Source organism: Vibrio sp. TRT 17S01, from assembly GCF_050113695.1.
In the GTDB taxonomy this organism is placed as follows: Bacteria; Pseudomonadota; Gammaproteobacteria; order Enterobacterales; family Vibrionaceae; genus Vibrio.
On sequence record NZ_JBNJOG010000010.1, the window covers coordinates 29,221 to 49,080 of the forward strand.

13 protein-coding genes and 8 tRNA genes are annotated in these 19,860 nt (G+C 44.2%); all 21 read right to left on the minus strand.

Annotated features, from left to right (window positions below):
• Positions 1–4: 4 nt before the first annotated feature.
• The 21 genes from oadA to ACQEXS_RS15480 all read right to left on the minus strand — a co-directional run bounded on the left by oadA (position 5) and on the right by ACQEXS_RS15480 (position 19,783).
• Complete coding sequence (oadA, locus tag ACQEXS_RS15380) at positions 5–1,780, minus strand: sodium-extruding oxaloacetate decarboxylase subunit alpha (protein ID WP_427014422.1); 1,776 nt, start codon at positions 1,778–1,780, stop codon at positions 5–7.
• A 33-nt stretch (positions 1,781–1,813) separates the two neighbouring features.
• Positions 1,814–2,071 (minus strand): oxaloacetate decarboxylase subunit gamma, encoded by a 258-nt coding sequence (locus tag ACQEXS_RS15385; RefSeq protein WP_367988123.1) that lies wholly within the window; start codon positions 2,069–2,071, stop codon positions 1,814–1,816.
• A gap of 388 nt (positions 2,072–2,459) precedes the next feature.
• Positions 2,460–2,536 (minus strand) — tRNA-Arg (locus ACQEXS_RS15390).
• A 65-nt stretch (positions 2,537–2,601) separates the two neighbouring features.
• Positions 2,602–2,678, minus strand: a tRNA-Arg gene (locus ACQEXS_RS15395).
• 42 nt (positions 2,679–2,720) lie between these two features.
• A tRNA-Arg gene (locus ACQEXS_RS15400) sits at positions 2,721–2,797 on the minus strand.
• Between the two features lie 65 nt (positions 2,798–2,862).
• Positions 2,863–2,939, minus strand: a tRNA-Arg gene (locus ACQEXS_RS15405).
• Between the two features lie 42 nt (positions 2,940–2,981).
• A tRNA-Arg gene (locus ACQEXS_RS15410) sits at positions 2,982–3,058 on the minus strand.
• 66 nt (positions 3,059–3,124) lie between these two features.
• Positions 3,125–3,217: transfer RNA gene (locus tag ACQEXS_RS15415), tRNA-Ser, on the minus strand.
• Between the two features lie 24 nt (positions 3,218–3,241).
• Positions 3,242–3,318, minus strand: a tRNA-Arg gene (locus tag ACQEXS_RS15420).
• Positions 3,319–3,351: 33 nt separating this feature from the next.
• A tRNA-Ser gene (locus tag ACQEXS_RS15425) sits at positions 3,352–3,444 on the minus strand.
• Positions 3,445–3,627: 183 nt separating this feature from the next.
• Positions 3,628–3,825: a carbon storage regulator CsrA gene (csrA, locus tag ACQEXS_RS15430; protein ID WP_006963114.1), complete on the minus strand. Its 198-nt coding sequence runs from the start codon at positions 3,823–3,825 to the stop codon at positions 3,628–3,630.
• Positions 3,826–3,918: 93 nt separating this feature from the next.
• Positions 3,919–5,106, minus strand: coding sequence for an aspartate kinase (locus ACQEXS_RS15435; protein WP_427014423.1), 1,188 nt, complete (start codon positions 5,104–5,106; stop codon positions 3,919–3,921).
• Positions 5,107–5,306: 200 nt separating this feature from the next.
• A complete protein-coding gene (gene alaS, locus ACQEXS_RS15440; protein WP_427014424.1) occupies positions 5,307–7,889 on the minus strand; it encodes an alanine--tRNA ligase in 2,583 nt (860 codons plus the stop codon).
• Between the two features lie 142 nt (positions 7,890–8,031).
• Positions 8,032–8,496: a recombination regulator RecX gene (gene recX / locus ACQEXS_RS15445; RefSeq protein WP_427014425.1), complete on the minus strand. Its 465-nt coding sequence runs from the start codon at positions 8,494–8,496 to the stop codon at positions 8,032–8,034.
• Between the two features lie 72 nt (positions 8,497–8,568).
• Positions 8,569–9,615, minus strand: coding sequence for a recombinase RecA (gene recA, locus ACQEXS_RS15450; protein ID WP_367988119.1), 1,047 nt, complete (start codon positions 9,613–9,615; stop codon positions 8,569–8,571).
• A gap of 179 nt (positions 9,616–9,794) precedes the next feature.
• The gene (pncC, locus tag ACQEXS_RS15455; protein ID WP_427014426.1) at positions 9,795–10,274 is read right to left on the minus strand and encodes a nicotinamide-nucleotide amidase; all 480 of its coding nucleotides are present in this window, start codon (positions 10,272–10,274) and stop codon (positions 9,795–9,797) included.
• A 73-nt stretch (positions 10,275–10,347) separates the two neighbouring features.
• Positions 10,348–11,412, minus strand: coding sequence for a toxic anion resistance protein (locus ACQEXS_RS15460; RefSeq protein ID WP_427014427.1), 1,065 nt, complete (start codon positions 11,410–11,412; stop codon positions 10,348–10,350).
• 9 nt (positions 11,413–11,421) lie between these two features.
• Complete coding sequence (locus tag ACQEXS_RS15465; protein WP_427014428.1) at positions 11,422–12,132, minus strand: phospholipase D-like domain-containing protein; 711 nt, start codon at positions 12,130–12,132, stop codon at positions 11,422–11,424.
• Positions 12,122–16,987 carry a DNA repair ATPase gene (locus ACQEXS_RS15470; RefSeq protein ID WP_427014429.1) on the minus strand — a complete coding sequence of 1,622 codons (4,866 nt, stop codon included), beginning with the start codon at positions 16,985–16,987 and terminating at the stop codon, positions 12,122–12,124. The genes ACQEXS_RS15465 and ACQEXS_RS15470 overlap by 11 nt, the downstream gene beginning before the upstream one ends.
• 63 nt (positions 16,988–17,050) lie before the next feature.
• The gene (locus tag ACQEXS_RS15475) at positions 17,051–19,138 is read right to left on the minus strand and encodes a peptidase (protein WP_427014430.1); all 2,088 of its coding nucleotides are present in this window, start codon (positions 19,136–19,138) and stop codon (positions 17,051–17,053) included.
• A gap of 27 nt (positions 19,139–19,165) precedes the next feature.
• Positions 19,166–19,783 carry a DUF1449 domain-containing protein gene (locus tag ACQEXS_RS15480; protein ID WP_427014431.1) on the minus strand — a complete coding sequence of 206 codons (618 nt, stop codon included), beginning with the start codon at positions 19,781–19,783 and terminating at the stop codon, positions 19,166–19,168.
• Positions 19,784–19,860 lie beyond the last annotated feature (77 nt).

A 19,860-nucleotide genomic window follows, 5' to 3' on the forward strand; every position in this document is an offset into this window, starting at 1 on the left:
TCCCTTATGCCAAGCTCAGAAGTGGCGAACCGACTGTGACAGAATCCCCTTCTTTCACATGAAGATCCTGAACAATACCACCACGCGCCGCGCGAACTTCTGTCTCCATCTTCATCGCTTCAAGAATCAGTAGGACATCCCCTTCCGCAACTTCCACACCACTCGCCACATTGACTTTAAAGATATTGCCAGCAAGAGGAGCCGGTACAGTTTCACTGTTACCACTTGGAGCAGGCGCTGGTGCTTGTTCTGTGGATTTTGTTGCAGGGGAAACAGACGTTAACTGTCCTTGAGGTCCCACTTCAACATCATAAACCTGCCCATCTACTTTAACGCTGTAGGTTTCAATTCCGCCCTCAGCAACCTGGATGGCAGGAGCTATAGGTTCTTCCTTGCCTGGAGCAGGTTCAAACGCCTCTGGGTTATGGCGATTTTTCAGGAATTTAAGCCCTACTTGAGGGAACAAAGCGTAAGTTAGAACATCATCAACCGTTTCTTCAGCCAAAGAAATGCTTTCCGCTTTTGCTTTTTCAAGCAGCTCGGTGGTTAGGTTATCTAATTCATCTTGCAAAAGATCAGCCGGACGACAAGTGATGGCTTCCCCACCATCAAGAACTTTCGCTTGTAGTTCTGCATTAACTTCTGCAGGCGCAGCACCATATTCGCCTTTCAATACGCCAGCGGTTTCTTTGGTAATACTCTTATAGCGCTCACCGGTCAGTACATTGATCACTGCTTGAGTACCAACAATTTGTGACGTTGGTGTCACGAGAGGAATATAACCAAGATCTTTGCGGACGCGAGGGATCTCTTCCAGCACTTCATCAAGACGGTCGGCGGCACCTTGCTCTTTTAGCTGCCCTTCCATATTTGTCAGCATACCACCGGGAACTTGAGCAATAAGAATACGCGAATCGACACCTTTCAGTTGCCCTTCAAATTTCGCGTACTTTTTACGAACTTCACGGAAATAAGCAGCAATTGGTTCTAATTGATCCAATTTAAGGTTGGTGTCTCGCTCTGTACCTTGCAACATAGCAACTACCGTTTCGGTTGGTGTGTGCCCGTAAGTACAACTCATCGAAGAAATAGCTGTATCAAGGATATCAATTCCAGCTTCCACAGCTTTGACTGCCGTCGCTGTCGACAGTCCAGTTGTCGCGTGACAGTGAAGTGCAAGCGGAACATCACATGATGCCTTAATACGAGTGATCAGCTCTTCTGCTTCATAAGGTTTAAGCAGCCCTGACATGTCTTTAATACATAATGAGTGACAACCAAGATCTTCAAGACGCTTTGCTAAATCCACCCAAGTATCAGCGTTATGAACCGGGCTCGTTGTATATGACAGCGTCCCTTGAGCATGTGCACCGACGTCAACGGCAGCTTTCACTGCTTTTTGGAAGTTACGAACGTCATTCATTGCATCAAAAATACGGAATACGTCCATACCATTGGCATGCGCACGCTCAACAAACTTTTCGACAACATCATCAGCATAGTGACGATATCCAAGTAAGTTTTGGCCACGCAGCAGCATTTGCATTGGAGTATTTGGCATCGCTTTTTTAAGCTCACGCAAACGCTCCCAAGGGTCTTCTCCCAAGAATCGAATACAGGCATCAAACGTCGCGCCACCCCAGGTTTCTAGCGACCAATAACCGACCTTATCTAACTCTGCAGCGATCGGTAACATATCTTCAATTCGCATACGAGTTGCAAACAGTGATTGATGGGCATCACGAAGGACCACATCCGTTAAAGCTAGTGGTTTAGACATGCTCATTAACTCCTTTTAATCCTTTTTCAAATGCTATTTAGCGGTAGAGGTACGATATTGATGCACCGCTGCGGAAATAGCCGCAACTACCTTCGGGCTAACAGCAGAAGATTTAGTTTGAACTTTGTTATTTTGATTTGGGGCAACGATCGGTTCTGGCACTTCTTCTGGTACCAGCTTCGACATCAACCGAACGAGATAGACGAGAATAGTTAGGAAAATAAACACAACAGCCATTCCGGTGAACATCATGGCGGCTGCATCTACTAGCAGGCTTCCAATATTTTCCATTTTTGCTTCCTTTCTTTGTCATCCTGACAACACCCTAGTAAGGGAACCACTGTGTACAGGAATTCAGCAGATTGATCCCGACAAGTGGTCTAGGATTATCTCGATTGGTTAAACTTTGTCAATTTTGTTTAAAGCAGTCTTGATAAAATTGCACACTTTTAAGGAAATATTCGTCACACAAATCACATAACTCTGAAATATGAATGATTTTAAGTACAAATAACTGAGTGTTTTTCGACGTTAGTCTAACTATGAAGGGATTGTTGCGAGAGGCTTAATATTTCTTAGAATTTACTTTATTAAACAATGAATTGTAATTTCAAAGTAAACAAAATGATAAACAGATGTTAATAAAAAAGCCTCACAAAATTGCGAGGCTTTATATAAATGGCGCGCTCGGGAGGATTCGAACCTCCGACCGCCTGGTTCGTAGCCAGGTACTCTATCCAGCTGAGCTACGAGCGCGCTATGTTTCGATACCAACATTGTCAATATCAGGATTCCTCTCACATGAAGGGAAACCTAAAGAGTGGCGCGTCCTGGAGGATTCGAACCTCCGACCGCCTGGTTCGTAGCCAGGTACTCTATCCAGCTGAGCTAAGGACGCACGGGGTGTTCAATAAATTGTAAAACTTACCAAACTAAATAATGGCGCGCTCGGGAGGATTCGAACCTCCGACCGCCTGGTTCGTAGCCAGGTACTCTATCCAGCTGAGCTACGAGCGCGCAATGTTTCGATATCAACATTGTCAATATCAGGATTCCGCTCATATGAAGGGAAACCTAAAGAGTGGCGCGTCCTGGAGGATTCGAACCTCCGACCGCCTGGTTCGTAGCCAGGTACTCTATCCAGCTGAGCTAAGGACGCACGGGGTGTTCAATAAATTGTAAAACTTACCAAACTAAATAATGGCGCGCTCGGGAGGATTCGAACCTCCGACCGCCTGGTTCGTAGCCAGGTACTCTATCCAGCTGAGCTACGAGCGCGCAAGGTGTGAAATATATCACATTTCTTTAGCTTTGAAACAAAAAAATTGACCAATGGCCAATTAATGGCGGTGAGGGAGGGATTCGAACCCTCGATGCGGCTACAAACCGCATACTCCCTTAGCAGGGGAGCGCCTTCAGCCTCTCGGCCACCTCACCGTTTCAGTCCCTGGTAAGGGAATATGGCGCGCTCGGGAGGATTCGAACCTCCGACCGCCTGGTTCGTAGCCAGGTACTCTATCCAGCTGAGCTACGAGCGCGCTATGCTTTTGTTTCAAAAGCGATTGCAAGAATGGCGGTGAGGGAGGGATTCGAACCCTCGATGCGGCTACAAACCGCATACTCCCTTAGCAGGGGAGCGCCTTCAGCCTCTCGGCCACCTCACCGTCTTGCGGAGGCACATATTACGATTTACCAAAAATATGTCAAACATTTTCTTGGCAAAAATCGGAAAAAAAACGCCAACCGTTGGCTATTTAATCAAAGCGATGCGAAATCACTCTTTTCACAATTAATATGCCGAATAAACAAAGAAAAAAGGCTGACACGAAGTCAGCCTTTTTCTGTAATTAGTAGTTGCCAGAAGCAGTGTTACCATTACCTTTTTCTGCTTGAATGCGCATGTAGATCTCTTCACGGTGAACAGATACTTCTTTCGGAGCATTAACGCCGATACGTACTTGGTTACCTTTAACACCAAGTACCGTTACTGTAACTTCATCACCAATCATTAGGGTTTCGCCAACACGGCGAGTCAAAATTAGCATTCTTTTGCTCCTTGAGTAATCTCTGATTTATCTTGCTACGAAGCTATTATCCAACAAAAGTTATATTTTCGTAAACTCAATTGTTGCGGGAGTCTAACCTAAAAACGCATGTTTTTGTTGATAATCTTTTACTTCATTAGATGTTATATACGCATCGTGAAGAATATTGGCCGCTTTATCGACGCATTCAGGCAACAAGGCGAACATCAATGACTGTTTTTTCTGAGCAACATGACCTACTTGGATCCCCTGCTCTTCTAATAACTCACATGAACGCTCTACCAATTCTTCAGCTCGCAAACCAACAACAGTTAGCAAACTTAAAGACTCACTATTACGGATTTTATCGCTGAAAACCAGAGCCAATTTGGCACAAGCATCTTGTTTTATAATAATGCCTGTCCATTCTGGATGTTCGATCACATTCCATATGCGTATACCTAACAACTGGCATTGTTTTTTCACATTAGACAGGTGGTCTGAACTGACCTTTATAAGGCTCATGTCACGTTGAATCGCCAAACCACACACAGCGCGCTGGCATTGCTCTCCTGTCACCAAGCTACCTGCATTGCTATCAAATGTAGATAGAACTCGCAATGGCACTTTGTTTTGCCAAGCAAATTGGACTGAAGGCAAATGTAATACTTTAGCCCCTTTACGTGCCATTTCTTCCATAGAAGGGAAGTCGATGACATCAAGTTTCGCCGCATTTTCGACGACTCGAGGATCGCAACTGTATACGCCATCGACATCAGTAAAGATCTGGCATTCCTTTGCGCCTAATGCACCCGCTAACGTCACTGCACTAGTATCGGAACCACCACGGCCAAGTGTGGTGATGTCCCCTTTTTCATTGATCCCTTGAAAACCTGCGACTATCACTATCTGATCTAACGCTAATAATTCATCAATTATCGAGGTATCAATATGTTTAATCGTCGCGTCATTGTGTTGATTGTCCGTCACAATATTCGCTTGTGCTCCGGTAAGTGAGCGCGCAGCATGACCCAATTTATTGAGCGTCATTGCGAGTAGTGCCATCGACACTTGCTCACCAGCAGAGAGCAAAACATCAAGTTCTCGAGCCGTTGGAACGCTATCGATTTGCTTAGCGAGCTCCATGAGTCGATTTGTTTCGCCTGACATAGCAGACACCACAACGACAACTTGATTGCCATCATTTTTCGCCTTAATGATGTGTTTAGCGACCTGATGGATCCTTTCAATTGAACCCACAGAGGTTCCGCCAAACTTTTGCACGATAAGGGGCTTTTTCACCAGTCTTCACCTTCCCAAGACCAAAGTCTCATTCGAACCACCCATATTACGTTGGTTGCGATTATATACGTGGCCGTTACAACAAAAACCAAGCAGCGTAAATGACCTGGTTAAAATACGGTCAATTAAACCACTTGGTTACCATAAAAAATTACGCCCAATCAAAAACATTGATTGAGCGTAAGTTGTGTTTTAAGTAATTATAGGCGTTCTTCTAGCCAAGGCTGTACAGACTGAATCGCCGCAGGTAGCGCCGCAACATCGGTACCACCTGCTTGCGCCATATCTGGACGACCACCGCCTTTGCCACCGACTTGTTCAGCAACCATCTTAACAAGGTCACCCGCTTTCACTTTGCTGATCAGATCTTTGGTAACACCAGCAATCAGGCCAATCTTGCCATCATTGACGTTTGCCAACATAACAACACCGCTGCCCATTTGATTCTTGATGTCATCAACCATAGTGCGTAGATTTTTACTATCGGCACCTTCCATACCAGCGATCAGCACTTTAACACCGTTAATTTCCTGAGCTTTACCCATGATGTTTGCACTTTCTGCAGCAGCCATCTTGTCTTTCAGTTTCTGAATTTCTTTCTCAAGAGATTTCGCTTTCTGTGCAGATTCAGCCAGTTTCTCTTCGTACTTAGCCGCTTGAGCTTCGATTGCATCTAGCGCTCCTTCACCCGTTACTGCTTCAATACGACGGATACCTGCCGCGATACCACCTTCAGAAGAGATCTTAAATAGACCGATGTCACCAGTGCTTGAAGCGTGGATACCACCACATAGCTCAGTCGAGAAATCGCCCATAGACAGTACGCGCACTTCGTCGTCGTACTTCTCACCGAACAGTGCCATTGCGCCTTTCTTCTTCGCGGATTCAATGTCCATCACGTTGGTTTCAATCACGTGGTTACGACGAATTTGTGCGTTGACTAGACGCTCAACTTCTTTCAGTTCCGCTGCGGTTACCGCTTCTAGGTGTGAGAAGTCGAAACGTAGGCTGTCAGCCTTCACTAGTGAGCCTTTCTGCGTTACATGCTCACCAAGAACTTGGCGCAGTGCTGCGTGTAACAAGTGCGTTGCTGAGTGGTTTAGAGAGATAGCTGCGCGACGCTCTGCGTCAACGATAGTTGCTACTTCGTCACCTTTCGCTAGCACGCCTTCCGCCATTACGCCGTGGTGTGCGATTGCGTTACCTAGTTTTTGAGTGTCTTCAACACGAAATACACCAGACTCAGTGCGGATTTCACCAGCGTCACCACATTGACCACCTGACTCAGCGTAGAATGGTGTCTCACCAAGTACAATGATTGCTTTGTCGCCTGCAGATAGTGAATCGACTTCATTACCTTCAACAAACATCGCTGCTACAGAGCTAGAGCCTTTAGTACCTGTATAACCACAGAATTCTGTTTGCGTATCAACTTTGATTGCTGCGTTGTAGTCAGTACCAAAATTACCTGCTTCACGCGCACGTTGACGCTGCTCTTCCATCGCTTTTTCGAAACCTTCTTCGTCGATTGCGAACTCTCGCTCACGTGCAACGTCGTTAGTTAAGTCAGCAGGGAAGCCGTAAGTGTCGTAAAGTTTGAATACGGTTTCGCCGTCTAGCACTTTACCGTCTAGGTTATCTAGCGCTTCGTTTAGAATCGCCATACCACGCTCAAGTGTACGACCGAAGTTTTCTTCTTCAATACGCAGTACTTTTTCAACCACTGCTTGTTGACGCTTCAGCTCTTCGCCAGCCGTACCCATGATATCTGCTAGTACACCAACCAGTTTGTGGAAGAATGCCCCTTCTGCACCCAACTTGTTACCGTGACGAACTGCACGACGGATGATGCGACGTAGAACGTAACCACGACCTTCGTTTGAAGGCATAACGCCATCAACGATCAGGAATGAACATGAACGGATGTGGTCAGCAATAACGCGTAACGATTGGTTTGATAGATCTTCGTAACCGATCACTTCAGCGGCTGCTTTGATCAGAGTTTGGAATACATCGATTTCGTAGTTTGAGTGAACGCCTTGCATGATCGCAGAGATACGCTCAATACCCATCCCCGTATCTACCGATGGTTTTGGTAGCGGTTCCATAGTGCCGTCTGCGTGACGATTGAACTGCATGAATACGTTGTTCCAGATCTCGATGAAACGGTCACCATCTTCTTCAGGTGTACCAGGACGGCCACCCCAGATGTGCTCACCGTGATCGTAGAAGATTTCAGTACATGGACCACAAGGCCCAGTGTCACCCATTTGCCAGAAGTTGTCTGACTCGTATGGTTTGCCACCTTTCTTGTCGCCGATGCGGATGATGCGGTCTGCTGGAACACCTACTTTCTTGTTCCAGATATCGAATGCTTCATCGTCCGTTTCATAAATTGTTACGAGTAGACGCTCTGCAGGTAATTTAAGCGTTTCAGTCAGGAATTCCCAAGCAAACGCAATCGCATCTTCTTTGAAATAGTCGCCAAAGCTAAAGTTACCTAGCATTTCAAAGAAAGTATGGTGACGAGCCGTGAAACCAACGTTTTCTAGGTCATTGTGCTTACCACCCGCACGTACACAGCGTTGAGCCGTAGTTGCTCGTGTGTAAGCGCGTTTTTCTAAACCTAAGAAACAATCTTTAAATTGGTTCATACCTGCATTTGTGAATAGCAGGGTTGGGTCGTTATGCGGTACTAACGATGAACTTTCTACGATTTGGTGTCCTTTGCTCTCAAAGAACTTGAGGAACGCGTTACGAACCTCATCAGTGCTCATGTACATGCAGCTCTTCCTGAAAATAGTCGAGTTAGAATTTTGCCGTATTGTAGATCAAGCAATCAGCTACGACTAGCTTTCTTGTGGAAAAGAGCACATTAAGAATGGTTTTCGTGACAAATCAAAATATAACAACTTTGAGCATCCCTTATTCCTGTTCATCAAAGCTCAGCGCATATTCGATTTGCTCAAATGTATAGCCTCGATATTGCAAAAAACGCACTTGTTTAGCGTACTCTTTTTGATCTTTGGCTCTTATTCCTTTGAATTTCTTCTCTGCAGCTAACTTTGCACACTCAAACCAGTCCTGTGACTCCTCTTGCATCGCTTTATCAATCACATGGTCAGCAACACGTTTTTGATTCAATTCTTGACGGATCCTTCTTTCACCATGCCCTTTGTAGACATGTTGGCGAATTTGGCTTTTAGCGTAACGTAGATCATCTAAATAGTTGTGGTCGAGGCAGAAATTAACAGCCTCCTCGATCGCTTCTTGCTCATAGCCTTTTAAAATCAGCTTCTGATACAGTTCATATTCACCATGATCACGGCGGCTAAGTAACTGCATTGCAGCTTCTTTACTCGATAGCGTCGGGGGTTTACGTTGGAACATAATCTCGATGGTAGGTAGGATAGATATAACAAAGCCCCGCAAGTGCAGGGCTTTGAAAAGAGAGGATTCAGCTTATAGCTCTTCTTGCTCTGGCATTTGGCCTAGTTCCGCGTCATCCGGCTGGATTTCTGCTGGTGAAAGCAACATTTCACGCAGTTTAGCGTCAATAGCTTTTGCAGCTTCCGTATTTTCACGTAGGAACTTACCTGCATTTGCTTTACCTTGGCCAATCTTGTCACCATTGTAGCTGTACCAAGCACCCGCTTTTTCGATTAGCTTGTGTTTAACACCTAGGTCAATCAATTCACCTTCACGGTTGAAGCCTTGACCATATAGAATTTGTGTTTCAGCTTGTTTAAATGGTGCAGCAATCTTGTTCTTCACAACCTTGATGCGAGTTTCGTTACCAACAACTTCATCGCCTTCTTTGATTGAACCTGTACGGCGAATATCAAGACGAACTGACGCGTAGAACTTAAGTGCGTTACCACCTGTAGTTGTTTCTGGGTTACCGAACATCACACCAATCTTCATACGGATTTGGTTGATGAAGATACACATACAGTTAGACTGTTTTAAGTTACCTGTTAGCTTACGCATTGCTTGAGAAAGCATACGAGCCTGAAGACCCATGTGGCTATCACCCATTTCGCCTTCAATTTCCGCTTTAGGTGTTAAAGCAGCTACTGAATCGACAACCATAACGTCGATAGCGCCTGAACGAGCTAGTGCGTCACAGATCTCTAGCGCCTGCTCACCTGTATCTGGCTGAGAAACCAATAGCGCATCAATATCAACACCAAGCTTCTTCGCATATACAGGATCTAACGCGTGCTCTGCATCGATAAACGCACAAGTTTTACCTTGCTTTTGCGCTGCAGCAATACATTCAAGTGTTAGTGTTGTTTTACCTGATGATTCTGGACCGTAGATCTCTACGATACGCCCCATCGGCAGGCCACCAGCACCAAGAGCAATATCAAGAGAAAGTGAACCAGTAGAAATCGTTTCTACGTCCATTGCGCGGTTGTCACCAAGGCGCATAATTGAGCCTTTACCGAATTGTTTTTCAATTTGACCTAGCGCAGCGGCGAGCGCTTTCTGTTTGTTCTCGTCCATTACTTTCTCCAAACATCTCATCAAGTTACTGATGATATTTAAGTTCTTTTCTGAATCAGGGCGCAGCCTGTCCAATCAATAAAAGCCATTATACTGTTGATTCATACAGTGTCTATAGTTAACTCTATTTTTTTTATAATCTAACTATATCAACTTGATTTATAAATATTTTTATTTCATCAACGTCGGTGAGTCAGCTCGTTATACAGTACTTCTTGCGCTACGTGTACTGCTTGTTTCCTCACTTGCGCTCGGTCACCTTCAAAGTGATATAGAGCGGAGTGCTGCCAACCACAATCATCAGCCCAAGCGAACCAAACCGTTCCTACAGGTTTATCGATTGAGCCACCTCCTGGCCCTGCAACCCCACTTATAGAAACACCAATATTCGCATTAGAATGAGAAACAGCGCCACGGACCATTTCAAGAACGGTTTCTTCACTCACCGCACCATACTCTTGAAGCGTTTCAGCTCTCACTCCTAACATTTCCATTTTGGCTTCGTTACTGTAGGTGATAAATGCTCGATCAAACCACGCTGAGCTGCCTGCTATATCTGTTATTGCAGTAGATACACCACCGCCAGTGCAAGACTCTGCCGTGGTCATGCTTAAACCCTGAGTTTTTAAAATAGCGCCTAATTTTTCACTCAAGTCCATATTAAAACTCCTGCTCTGTGGTTGCTCTACTAAATAAGAATCAATGGCGGTTGATTAGTGCTCATTATTATAATTAGCTTTCGAATGATTGCTGTAGAGCTGACTTCAATTCTTGCTCCGCCTGTTCAATCACACGTTGAGCCTTCTCACGCTGCTCCCTTCCCTCTTTTACTCTAGAAAGGGTATTGCTCAAGGTCTCTATAGTGAGTTTATTGACGGTTTGTAGTGACTCTAAATCCAAAATGCCACGCTGATAGTTTTCAGCAATTTGCTCTTCTAGCACCTTAAGCTTCTCAGCATTTCTCACATACTGTTTGTTGGTATAGTCTTTCACTGCGCGTGTTACTTGCAGAGCTTTTTCTTTCTCATAGTTGGAAATCGCGATTAAAAACTGGCGTTTCCATAATGGGAAAGTGTTATGGACGATATCTTGAATATCTTCCATCAACATCTTGTTCCCTTCTTGAGATAAGCGGATCTGAGGTGCTGTTTGAATAGCGGCCAGTCGTGTCAATTCTAAGTTATGTACTCGCTTTTCTAATCTTGCGACGGCTTGTGTCGCATCACGATAGCGCTGAGCATCCAAGGCATCTGCACTCTGTTCAGATTTAGCTAACAGATTAGGTAATACCTCTTCATTAAGCTGAGTTAACTTATATCGACCAGCCGCTATATACTGCTCTAGCCCATAAAGTAACTCCAAGTTATGTTGGTAAAGCTCATCAAGCTGGTTGATATCATGAGCCAACTTCACTTCTTGCCCCTGTAAACGGTCAGCCAATTTATCTAGCTGATTCTTTACTGAGTCAAAACTGGTAGAGAACTTTTTGAACGAGTCAAACATTTCTCCAATCAGAGGAAGCCGTGAAAGCAAGCTGCGCTCGCCAAGTTGCTCAAACGCACTACTGTCCATCGAAGAAACCATTGCCTGTAGAATATCGCCAGCCTCTCCGCTATCTCTAACCCGAACCTGATTTAAAATTGAATCCGAAAACGCGGTAATTTCCTCCAAGGATTCACGGCCAAACGTAATTGTTGCCACGCTATCAAATGGATCAAATCGGTCAGCAATCGCAATAACCTCCGGCGTTGTTTCTATTACCATCACCTCTGGCTGAGCTGTAGCTAGTTCACTCATATGAGCTCCTTAATTTTGTGAAGGTTGATGACAGGGAAAGCGCTGCCAAAGTTGTTCAAATTGCCTCGAAAACGAGGTTAGAAAGCGTGCATCATCCGACAAGGTGATATCTTCCTGATTGTATTTGGATGCACTTCTTGTCCAATTAAAGCTTCCGTTAATCAATCTCTTCTGGTCAAAAATAGCGAATTTGTGGTGCATATGATAAGGCGTAGTATCAATTTTCACTTGGACACCTTGTTGCGCTAAGTACTCAATATCGCTGCCTTTATCATACATTTTGTCATTGTCAGTAATAATGCGAACCATAACACCACGCTGGTGCGCTTGGAGAATATGCTTGGTTAACTCGTCATCAGCAATGGTAAATACGCAGATATCAATTGAAGTTCGAGCAAGTTTTAATTGCTCAATAATTCCCGATGCACAACGTCTTCCCGGAGAGAACCAGCTTGTCGCCACTTGGCTTGACTGGTTGATTCTGACGTTGTCGAGCACCCGCACAACACGCTCAAGCCAGCGTAAAATCCCTTCTGGCTCCGAGCTATCTAACATAGCGGCTTTAGCAAGTTTAAAACTCTGGTTGCGTAGATAGGAGCGTTCTTCGTTGCTTATCACTGCCTCAGCTAACTCACTCTGAAGAAAATTTCGTTCACTGTCATCTAAGCGATAGTCTGACAAAGAGGCCTCTAACCACTCTATCCATTGGCTACGTTTCATTGCTGCTCTCCAGACCAATTCGTGCAACATTTTGGTTCAGCATAGCTAATTGTTGTACCACCTGACCGGCCCTATCTTCAGAATCTCCCATTAATTTCTGACGCTGATAATTAAGCTTAATTTCTTGCCATCTCTCAGCCTGCTCTGAGGTCATATCACCTCTTAGCTCAGCCAGTTTTAATAGGTTTTCTTCCGTTCCACTAGCAAGAGTTTGTGCCTCTCCTTGGTAATGGTCCTGAAGTAATGTATTGATCTCATCCACAGTCATAACTGATGAAATTTTCTCGACCAGTTTATTCATGTTCCGATACGAGCCTTGCAACTTGAACGCTGGTTCTACTCGATATTGATCCGCTGTCGCCGCTGACTGAATATACTGTTGATTTACCTTCAACACCGTTTGCTGGACCTGAGACAGTTTTTGTATGGTACTGACAATTTCATTTGCTTCAGTTGCCGAATACGAGTAACTCATATCACTTAATGCAATGTTTTCCCCATCAGCCATACGAACAAAACGGTAGAGGTCGTTAAGATCACGTGTTGCTAACGGTGCCAGCACTGAATTTGAAGTCAATGAGTTTTCAATAAAGCTCAATTCAAAGGCTTGCTTTTGGTCGGACAACATATCACCCAAGTTGTAAATATCCGCTCGGTTGGCCAACATATCAGGAATACGGAAGGCTTCACCCGTTTCTGTATATGGGTTGCCCGCCATTACGACAGCGAACTTCTTACCGCGCATATCGTAAGTTTTCGTTTTTCCTTGCCAATTCCCTTCAATTCGACGCGTACCATCACACAATGAAATGAATTTTTGGAGTAATTCTGGATGGGTATGCTGAATATCATCTAAATAAAGCAACACGTTGTTGCCCATTTCAAATGCCAAGTTAATTTTCTCGATTTCACGAGCCGCATTTTGATCCGGAGCTTCAGCAGGATCGAGCGATGTAGCCTGGTGCCCAATAGAAGGTCCATTGATCTTCATAAACACTAACCCTAGCTTGTGAGCGACATATTCAATCAGTGTCGTTTTGCCGTAGCCAGGTGGTGAAATCAATAACAGCATCCCCATAAGATCTGTTCGTTTATTGTCACCGACTGTGCCCATTTGCTTGGCAAAATTATCACCAATTAGTGGCAAGTAACTGTCACTGATCAGCTTATTACGCACGAAAGAAGTTAAAGGGCGCGGCTTAAATTCCTCTAGACGAAACTGCTGTTTAGCCTCAGCTAACAATTCGGATCTTTGCTTAAGGTAGGCCTCATATTGAGGTACAACCGCACTATGATGACGCTCGCTACGCTGAAGAAAATCATCCAGCACTAAGTCAAGTTGACCATTTTTGACGCTTTCATGCTCTCCTAACAGGCCGGACACTGTGCATTGCAACGAAAAATCGACACTTTGAAGCGGCAGCTGTGACTGCGTTTTGCACAATGCAATTATTGCACTTTCCGTAACGAAAGCTTGGCTGTGTTGATTCTTATCAGTGTAGGCGCTCAACCAATGCATATGATCGCTGAGCTGTTCTCTCAGCGGTTGTTCTGTCGGTGACCAGCCTAAGCTTCGACGGAATTGCAGGTAGTCTTCACACAGAACCAAGGCATCTTGGCTAACTTGAATACCCGTTTCTTTTTGTGACAACACACCAATCAGATAGCTAGCACTATCACCAGCATCTGGTTGACTAAAATCGGTTTCTAAATGCTCTTTCAAGGCATTGAAGGCTTCAAAAGCATTTAAGTGTTCGCGTAATAGCTCAGCATTAATTGCTTTTTGGCGAATCTCATTCAGTCGCTCATCTTCTTGCTCTAACAACCATAGCAGCGCTTTAGCCCTAGCGGCTTGGCCAAAACGAAGCAATCCTGCCTTGTTATAAATTGGCAACAATTGCGACAATATTTGTACAGCATCGCTGTCATGAATACCTTTTACGTACCCTTCACGATAACGAGGCGCAGCAAAGCGCTGTACAAGCTCAATTAATCGATTATCTGTATGCGCTTTGTATAAAGAGTCTAAAGTTAAACCTGACAAATTTTGCTGCGCAGAGTGAAGTATCAGGTAAGATAGATACTCAGAACGGTAAACTGTATCACTTTCAGAAGCGACCTCTAACCTTGCGACATTTTGCAACTTGAGAAAAGCTTCATCCTCGATGGGTTGGTAAAAATCAGTGCCTGATATATGAGTACATAGCTGATCGTGCTGCTCAACTAAACTTAAATCAAGCGCCTGCTGATTTACACTGAAGCGGTGCTTACCCAGTCTTAATATTTTTCCACCTTGCTCGAAGATGTCTTGGTTATCACGCAATGCTCTTAGTGACTGATCTTGTAATGATTTCAGTTTCGCATCTAGACTGTCTGACTTTACGCTATCACCTAAATCACGAATTGATTCTGACAACTGATGAAGCTTAAGCACCATAGCATCGGTTGCGAAATAACTATTCAAACCTGCAACATCTTCGAACTTGACCACTCGTTTATCAATACTCTTTAGAGTCACTGTTGCTGCTTGAAGCAGGTTTTGCACTCGACGCTGCTGCGCTGAAATCAAATGTTGTTTGTGGTTATCTAGCGTTGACTGAATTTCATCTCTTTTCGAATAGATCTCCGCAAGAAACTCGTCAAAATCGGCGAAACGAGACTCGAGCTTATCCAATTGCCCAATCAATTTTGCCAACTGAGTATCACAATCGTCAGGTGAAGTAGCTTGCTCCATCGCACTACTCACAGATTGACCTAGTAACTTAAACTGAGCACTAAACTCAGCTTGAGCTTCTTCGCTCTGGAGACCTTTGCTCCGATTTCGCAGTTTTGCAGAAACACTGTTTAGTAAGGTTGAGATCTCAGTAGTAAGGTCAAGGATCCTTGTCGCCTGAGTCGGATCATCCGTTTCAATGTCAGTCACTTCTTCGGTTACTAATTGAAGGTCACTTCTAAGTCCATCTAATTGCTGTTGCAGCTTCGTCATATGCGACGTTTTGTCAGTCTGCTCTAACTCTGCCTCAATTTTCTGAATCTGCTGTTTGAAAGGCAGATAGGCCTTTTCATCTTGAAGCAAGGTGAGCAATTGCTTGTTAAGTAATTCACGCTGCTGCTGTAAAGTGACCAACATGTCATCTACGCTAGCCACATCGACATAGTGTTGCTGACGCAAAGCCATTGTCGAACCCACTAAGCCTTTTACTTCAGCAAGCACGCCAAGCAATACATTTGCCTGCTCTTTAGGCGCTAACTTAATCTTTCCAACCAATTCATTAATGGCGACTTGTTGCCGTTCTAAGCTTTGAGCTGCGTGGCTTTGCAGCTGTTGAACTTTCGCAAATTCATCAATGATTTTATCGGCTGTCTCCATCAATTCGCTGATGGCTGCTCCGATACCTTGTGCATAATCCTGGCCCAGCCAATGATAGTGATCCAATGTCATTTGACATTGCTTAAGCAGCACTTCATACGCTGTTTGAGTGACTTCTTCAGTTTGCGCTAACTGACACACTGAGAGGACTGACGATAAAGCTCGAACGAGCTCAGCATTGCCCAGATTAAATAAAGGGTTAGAGCCATCTACCGCCGCATTATTTTGGGCGTAATACTCGGGCATCGAAAAAGGCGTGTCCCAAACTCGTAGTGGATGAATTGTCGATGCCTCTGCGTTCTCAGACAATTGGAAAACCAACATGCGTCCATCTGGGTACAAACTAAAACCATGGCTTTCCATTGGAGCTGCAAACTGTTTCTCAATCATGTTGTAAGTGAACACTAGGTAATAGCCTTCCAACATGTTGAAAAAGAAATACAAAACATCTTCTCCATTAGGAGAAACGACTTTCTGGAAAAACTGCAGGTGCTGCCATGGCATATCAAACTGTTTATGTTCACCATTAGCGAGCACGAATCCGTGCGAATATAAAATACCGTGCTGTTCAGGAAGAACTTTGGCGCTCTGACTTAAAGCATCGGCTCGAACGACAGTTTGATTCAGCGGGTTGTAGATAAAATACCGCTCATGCTTCTCTCGGTTGGGACGAATTTTAAGAACGATTAAATCGCCACTAAAAGCATAATGAATATGTGCATCGGCAATACTTTGATGATGATCTTCAACTTCTTCGCGATATATCCCTTTGCCATCATCGGTATTGTCCTCAACCTTGATAGTCAAGTCTCCACCAATACATTCGACAAACAACTTATCAGCGATAGAGACATGAGAATGACTCCCCATGACATGATCATCACGAGTAGTGGCAATCCAATCAAAATCATGCTGCACTGGATTGGTTAAAGAGGCGTGTCCCGATGAATCGAGGTACTCAATAGAATTGGCATTAATCTGAAAACGGAACACTTTACGATCTTCGACACGCATTCCAATTTGAAAGGCGATATAAAGCGTACTTTCCTGTCGAGAGATCTGCGACAAACGCGCATCACGGTAATAGGTAAATAGCTCTGAGAATTCATGCAAAAAGCGAGGATCATGCAAAAAACTTCCCTCGAGAGGAAGAGGTTCAATACGAAAAGTTCCTTCATTTTCATGTAATTGATATAAACCAAACACATCTTGCAGCGCTGGGGTAGCCTTCATTCCGACATGTACTTGATAGCCAAACAACAATTGTTGATTCACCTGTGCCATATCGATAGGAATACAGCGAGCATCGGTTTGAACATTGGTCTTGCCAACCAGTTTTAGTTCCTGGGCACCAAAGACGTGTTGACGTTGTTGATTAAAAGAGTGAGCGAGTGAATTTAGTTGCTGACCTTGCTGAGACAAACGAGATTTAAGCACCTCATAAGCTCCACCTTCACTCACAGCTTTCTGAGTCAAATCTGACATAGTTATACCTGTTCATCCCGCTTACAGCGAAGCGGGAGTTTTTGCGGGAGTGGGTTTATTTAGTTAGGCTTTGCTATCAGGAGCAACATCAAGCGAACTTTGAATCTTCTTCATCAGTTCAGCGGCACCACCTTGAGAGTTGAGTAAACTCGCAAGAGCAACATTACTTAAATCGCTACTCTTAAGGTTGGTGTTTTCTAGAATATCTTTAATATCCTGAGGTAGGCTTCGATTGCCTTCCATGTAGTCTGAAACAAGAGGGTTAAGTACTTTGGACTCTTCGAACTTGCTGTCCATCGCTGCGGCATCCAAAATGGTACGGCGAATCTGTTCAACACCTTCACCACCGAACAACTTAATATCAGCTTGTGACAATGCCTGAGCGATCGCTTGTGCATTTTCAGCCACTACCGATTTCTGTGCATCGATACGTGCCAACTCTAAGTCTTTCTCTTGCTGCAGCTGCATTACCCACCTGTCGTGCTCACGCGTATGTTCGTCATACTGCTGCGCCGCTTCAAAACGAGCTGACTGCGCCTCAGCTTCCGCTAATCCCTTAGCACGCAACGCCTGAGCCTCAGCTTCACCTGCACTTTGCAAGGTGTATGCTTCCGCTTCACCCGTTTCACGAATCGCCTGAGCACGCTCACGATCGACTTCAACCTGCGCAAGACCCGTTGCACTGATCAACTCTTTCTCTGCTTGTGCCATTCGCTCTTTTGCTGCAGCGTCTTTATCTTTAGCAATAAATTCCGCTTCTGCTCGTTTAACAGCAACAATGTGTGCAGCCTCCGCCTCACGAGACTTAACCGCTAACTCATTCTCTGCTTCACGAGTTTTAACTTTCAATTCGGCTTCATTTTCAATTAATAGACGCTCTGCTCTCTCTTTCGCTGCGTCTTTCTCCGCACGAGCCGCAACAAGCAGTTCCAGTTGCGCCGCTTCAGCTGCAGCTTCAGCTTCAACCATGGTCACGCGTTTCTTACGATTTACCTGCTCATTGACACGTAAGTTCTCTGTTTCTTCTTCTTCACGAGCAATCTTACGTTCAATCTCGACACGTTGTGAGCGTGTTTCTGCTACAGATTTAAGAGACTCTTCCACAGTGGTCTCTTTTTGCATTTCTTTTTCTGCAACTTCTGTCGCTGTGCGAACTTTTTCAGTTTCTACAGAACGAGTTAACTCTTCTTCTTGAATGGCAACTTGTCTCTGGTTCGCAATCCGAGTCATCTCCACTTCCATCTGAACACTTTCGCGTTTTTTAGCGACCTCTTCCTCGGTCTCTAACTTAGCCAGCTCTGTAACACGCTGATATTCTTCTTTCTTTTCAGAGGAAAGCGCATCTTCCTGCGCCTTAATAATTTCAATTTCTCGCTGTGTACGAGCAATGCTCTCCTGCTCTTGCTTGTCCAACTGCAGACGGTTTGCTTCTGCTTCAACATTTTTCTTTTTAATCGTTGTACGCTCATCCTGACGGATAGCGTTCGTTTCGGTATTTTTTTGTGCTGTAATAGCTGAAATCTTACGAATACCTTCAACATCAAGGATGTTGTCTGGGTTATGTGCATCTAATGCGGTCTGATCGATTTTATCAATCACAACATCATAGATCTTAAAGCCATCCATCTCGCTGCCGATCACTTGAACCACTGCATCACGAAAAGCACGACGATTCGTCAATAGCTCTTCAAATTCAAATTGCTTCACAGCTGTTTTAAGAGCTTCAGAAAACTTAGGTTGAAAATGCTCTTTTAAACGCTCTAAGTTAGATGCTTCATGAGCAGTAAAAAGCTTAGCAACTCGAACAATATCTTCTTCTTCGTGATTAACCCCAATGTAAAAGTCAACTTTCAAATCAGCTCTAATATTGTCGCTACAGTGAAGTCCTTCGTACTCTTCACCTTCTTGATCTTTACGACCACTTCGAATTACGGAAATCTTCTTACGCGTGATATCCATATATTCAAACTGGTTGATTACCGGCCAAACAAAAGTGCCGGTTAAAGAAGCTCGGGTACGATCTAAGCCATTAACAATTAATGCGTCACCCTCCCCTCTAACTTTCTTATAGCGTGTGGTGAGAAATATGAGGATAAGCAGTACTAAGCCAACGCCAACCGAGATAAAAACTATACTTGGGGAAATTTCCATTAACCAACTCCTGTTGTAAAACTCTAATTATTTTTTTGCTATTAAGTAGCGACGAGGTTCTGTTGTTTTAGCTACTATCACAACCTCATCGCCATATTTGATCTCTGCGTCCTGAGTACAAACCGCATCGAGTAAATACTCGTTACCATTTTGCACAACCATTATTTCTCCCATATTCGCTGTCACTTGACTGCTGTGAACTCGAGCCTTGAGGCCGATAAACTCAACACGAGCAAAGGCCTTTTTCTTATCAAATAGCGGACTCAATGGCTTTAAAAACCAAGCGGCAACAACCAAAGAAAAGTAAGCAACAACAGGCAAAGATAGGATATTAATCATCATTAGAAAACCACCACTCAACCAACGCTGACTGAAGTGAGAAGCATAAAATGACAACACCGTAGCAATAAAAAAACTCGAACTCAGTGCTACCATCAATGGCACTTTAGAAAGGAAAGGAGGAAGAAGAAGCCCCGCGCCAGGAATATTATCAATGTCAAAGAGATCGAACTCCACTGGCACTATGCTTTCGACAAAGTTAAATACCAGATCAACCAACATCACCAGAAAGATGAAAAGGAAAGGGATGAAAAAAACGCTCGTTGGAAATGCAGTCAGTTCTGAAAAAAATTCACTTAAGATCATAAGATTCAATTATGTGTGTAGTCTTTTAAAAGGGCCTTATTCCGTACCCCATATTAATTAATCTATTTATAATTTAA

Coding starts and splice junctions, on each gene's coding strand:
- pncC (WP_427014426.1), bottom strand. CDS start 10,274: ATGGACTTGAGTGAAAAATTAGGCGCTATTTTAAAAACTCAGGGTTTA.
- recX (WP_427014425.1), bottom strand. CDS start 8,496: ATGTTCCAACGTAAACCCCCGACGCTATCGAGTAAAGAAGCTGCAATG.
- oadA (WP_427014422.1), bottom strand. CDS start 1,780: ATGTCTAAACCACTAGCTTTAACGGATGTGGTCCTTCGTGATGCCCAT.
- ACQEXS_RS15475 (WP_427014430.1), bottom strand. CDS start 19,138: ATGGAAATTTCCCCAAGTATAGTTTTTATCTCGGTTGGCGTTGGCTTA.
- ACQEXS_RS15385 (WP_367988123.1), bottom strand. CDS start 2,071: ATGGAAAATATTGGAAGCCTGCTAGTAGATGCAGCCGCCATGATGTTC.
- ACQEXS_RS15460 (WP_427014427.1), bottom strand. CDS start 11,412: ATGAGTGAACTAGCTACAGCTCAGCCAGAGGTGATGGTAATAGAAACA.
- csrA (WP_006963114.1), bottom strand. CDS start 3,825: ATGCTAATTTTGACTCGCCGTGTTGGCGAAACCCTAATGATTGGTGAT.
- ACQEXS_RS15465 (WP_427014428.1), bottom strand. CDS start 12,132: ATGAAACGTAGCCAATGGATAGAGTGGTTAGAGGCCTCTTTGTCAGAC.
- recA (WP_367988119.1), bottom strand. CDS start 9,615: ATGGACGAGAACAAACAGAAAGCGCTCGCCGCTGCGCTAGGTCAAATT.
- alaS (WP_427014424.1), bottom strand. CDS start 7,889: ATGTACATGAGCACTGATGAGGTTCGTAACGCGTTCCTCAAGTTCTTT.
- ACQEXS_RS15470 (WP_427014429.1), bottom strand. CDS start 16,987: ATGTCAGATTTGACTCAGAAAGCTGTGAGTGAAGGTGGAGCTTATGAG.
- ACQEXS_RS15480 (WP_427014431.1), bottom strand. CDS start 19,783: ATGATCTTAAGTGAATTTTTTTCAGAACTGACTGCATTTCCAACGAGC.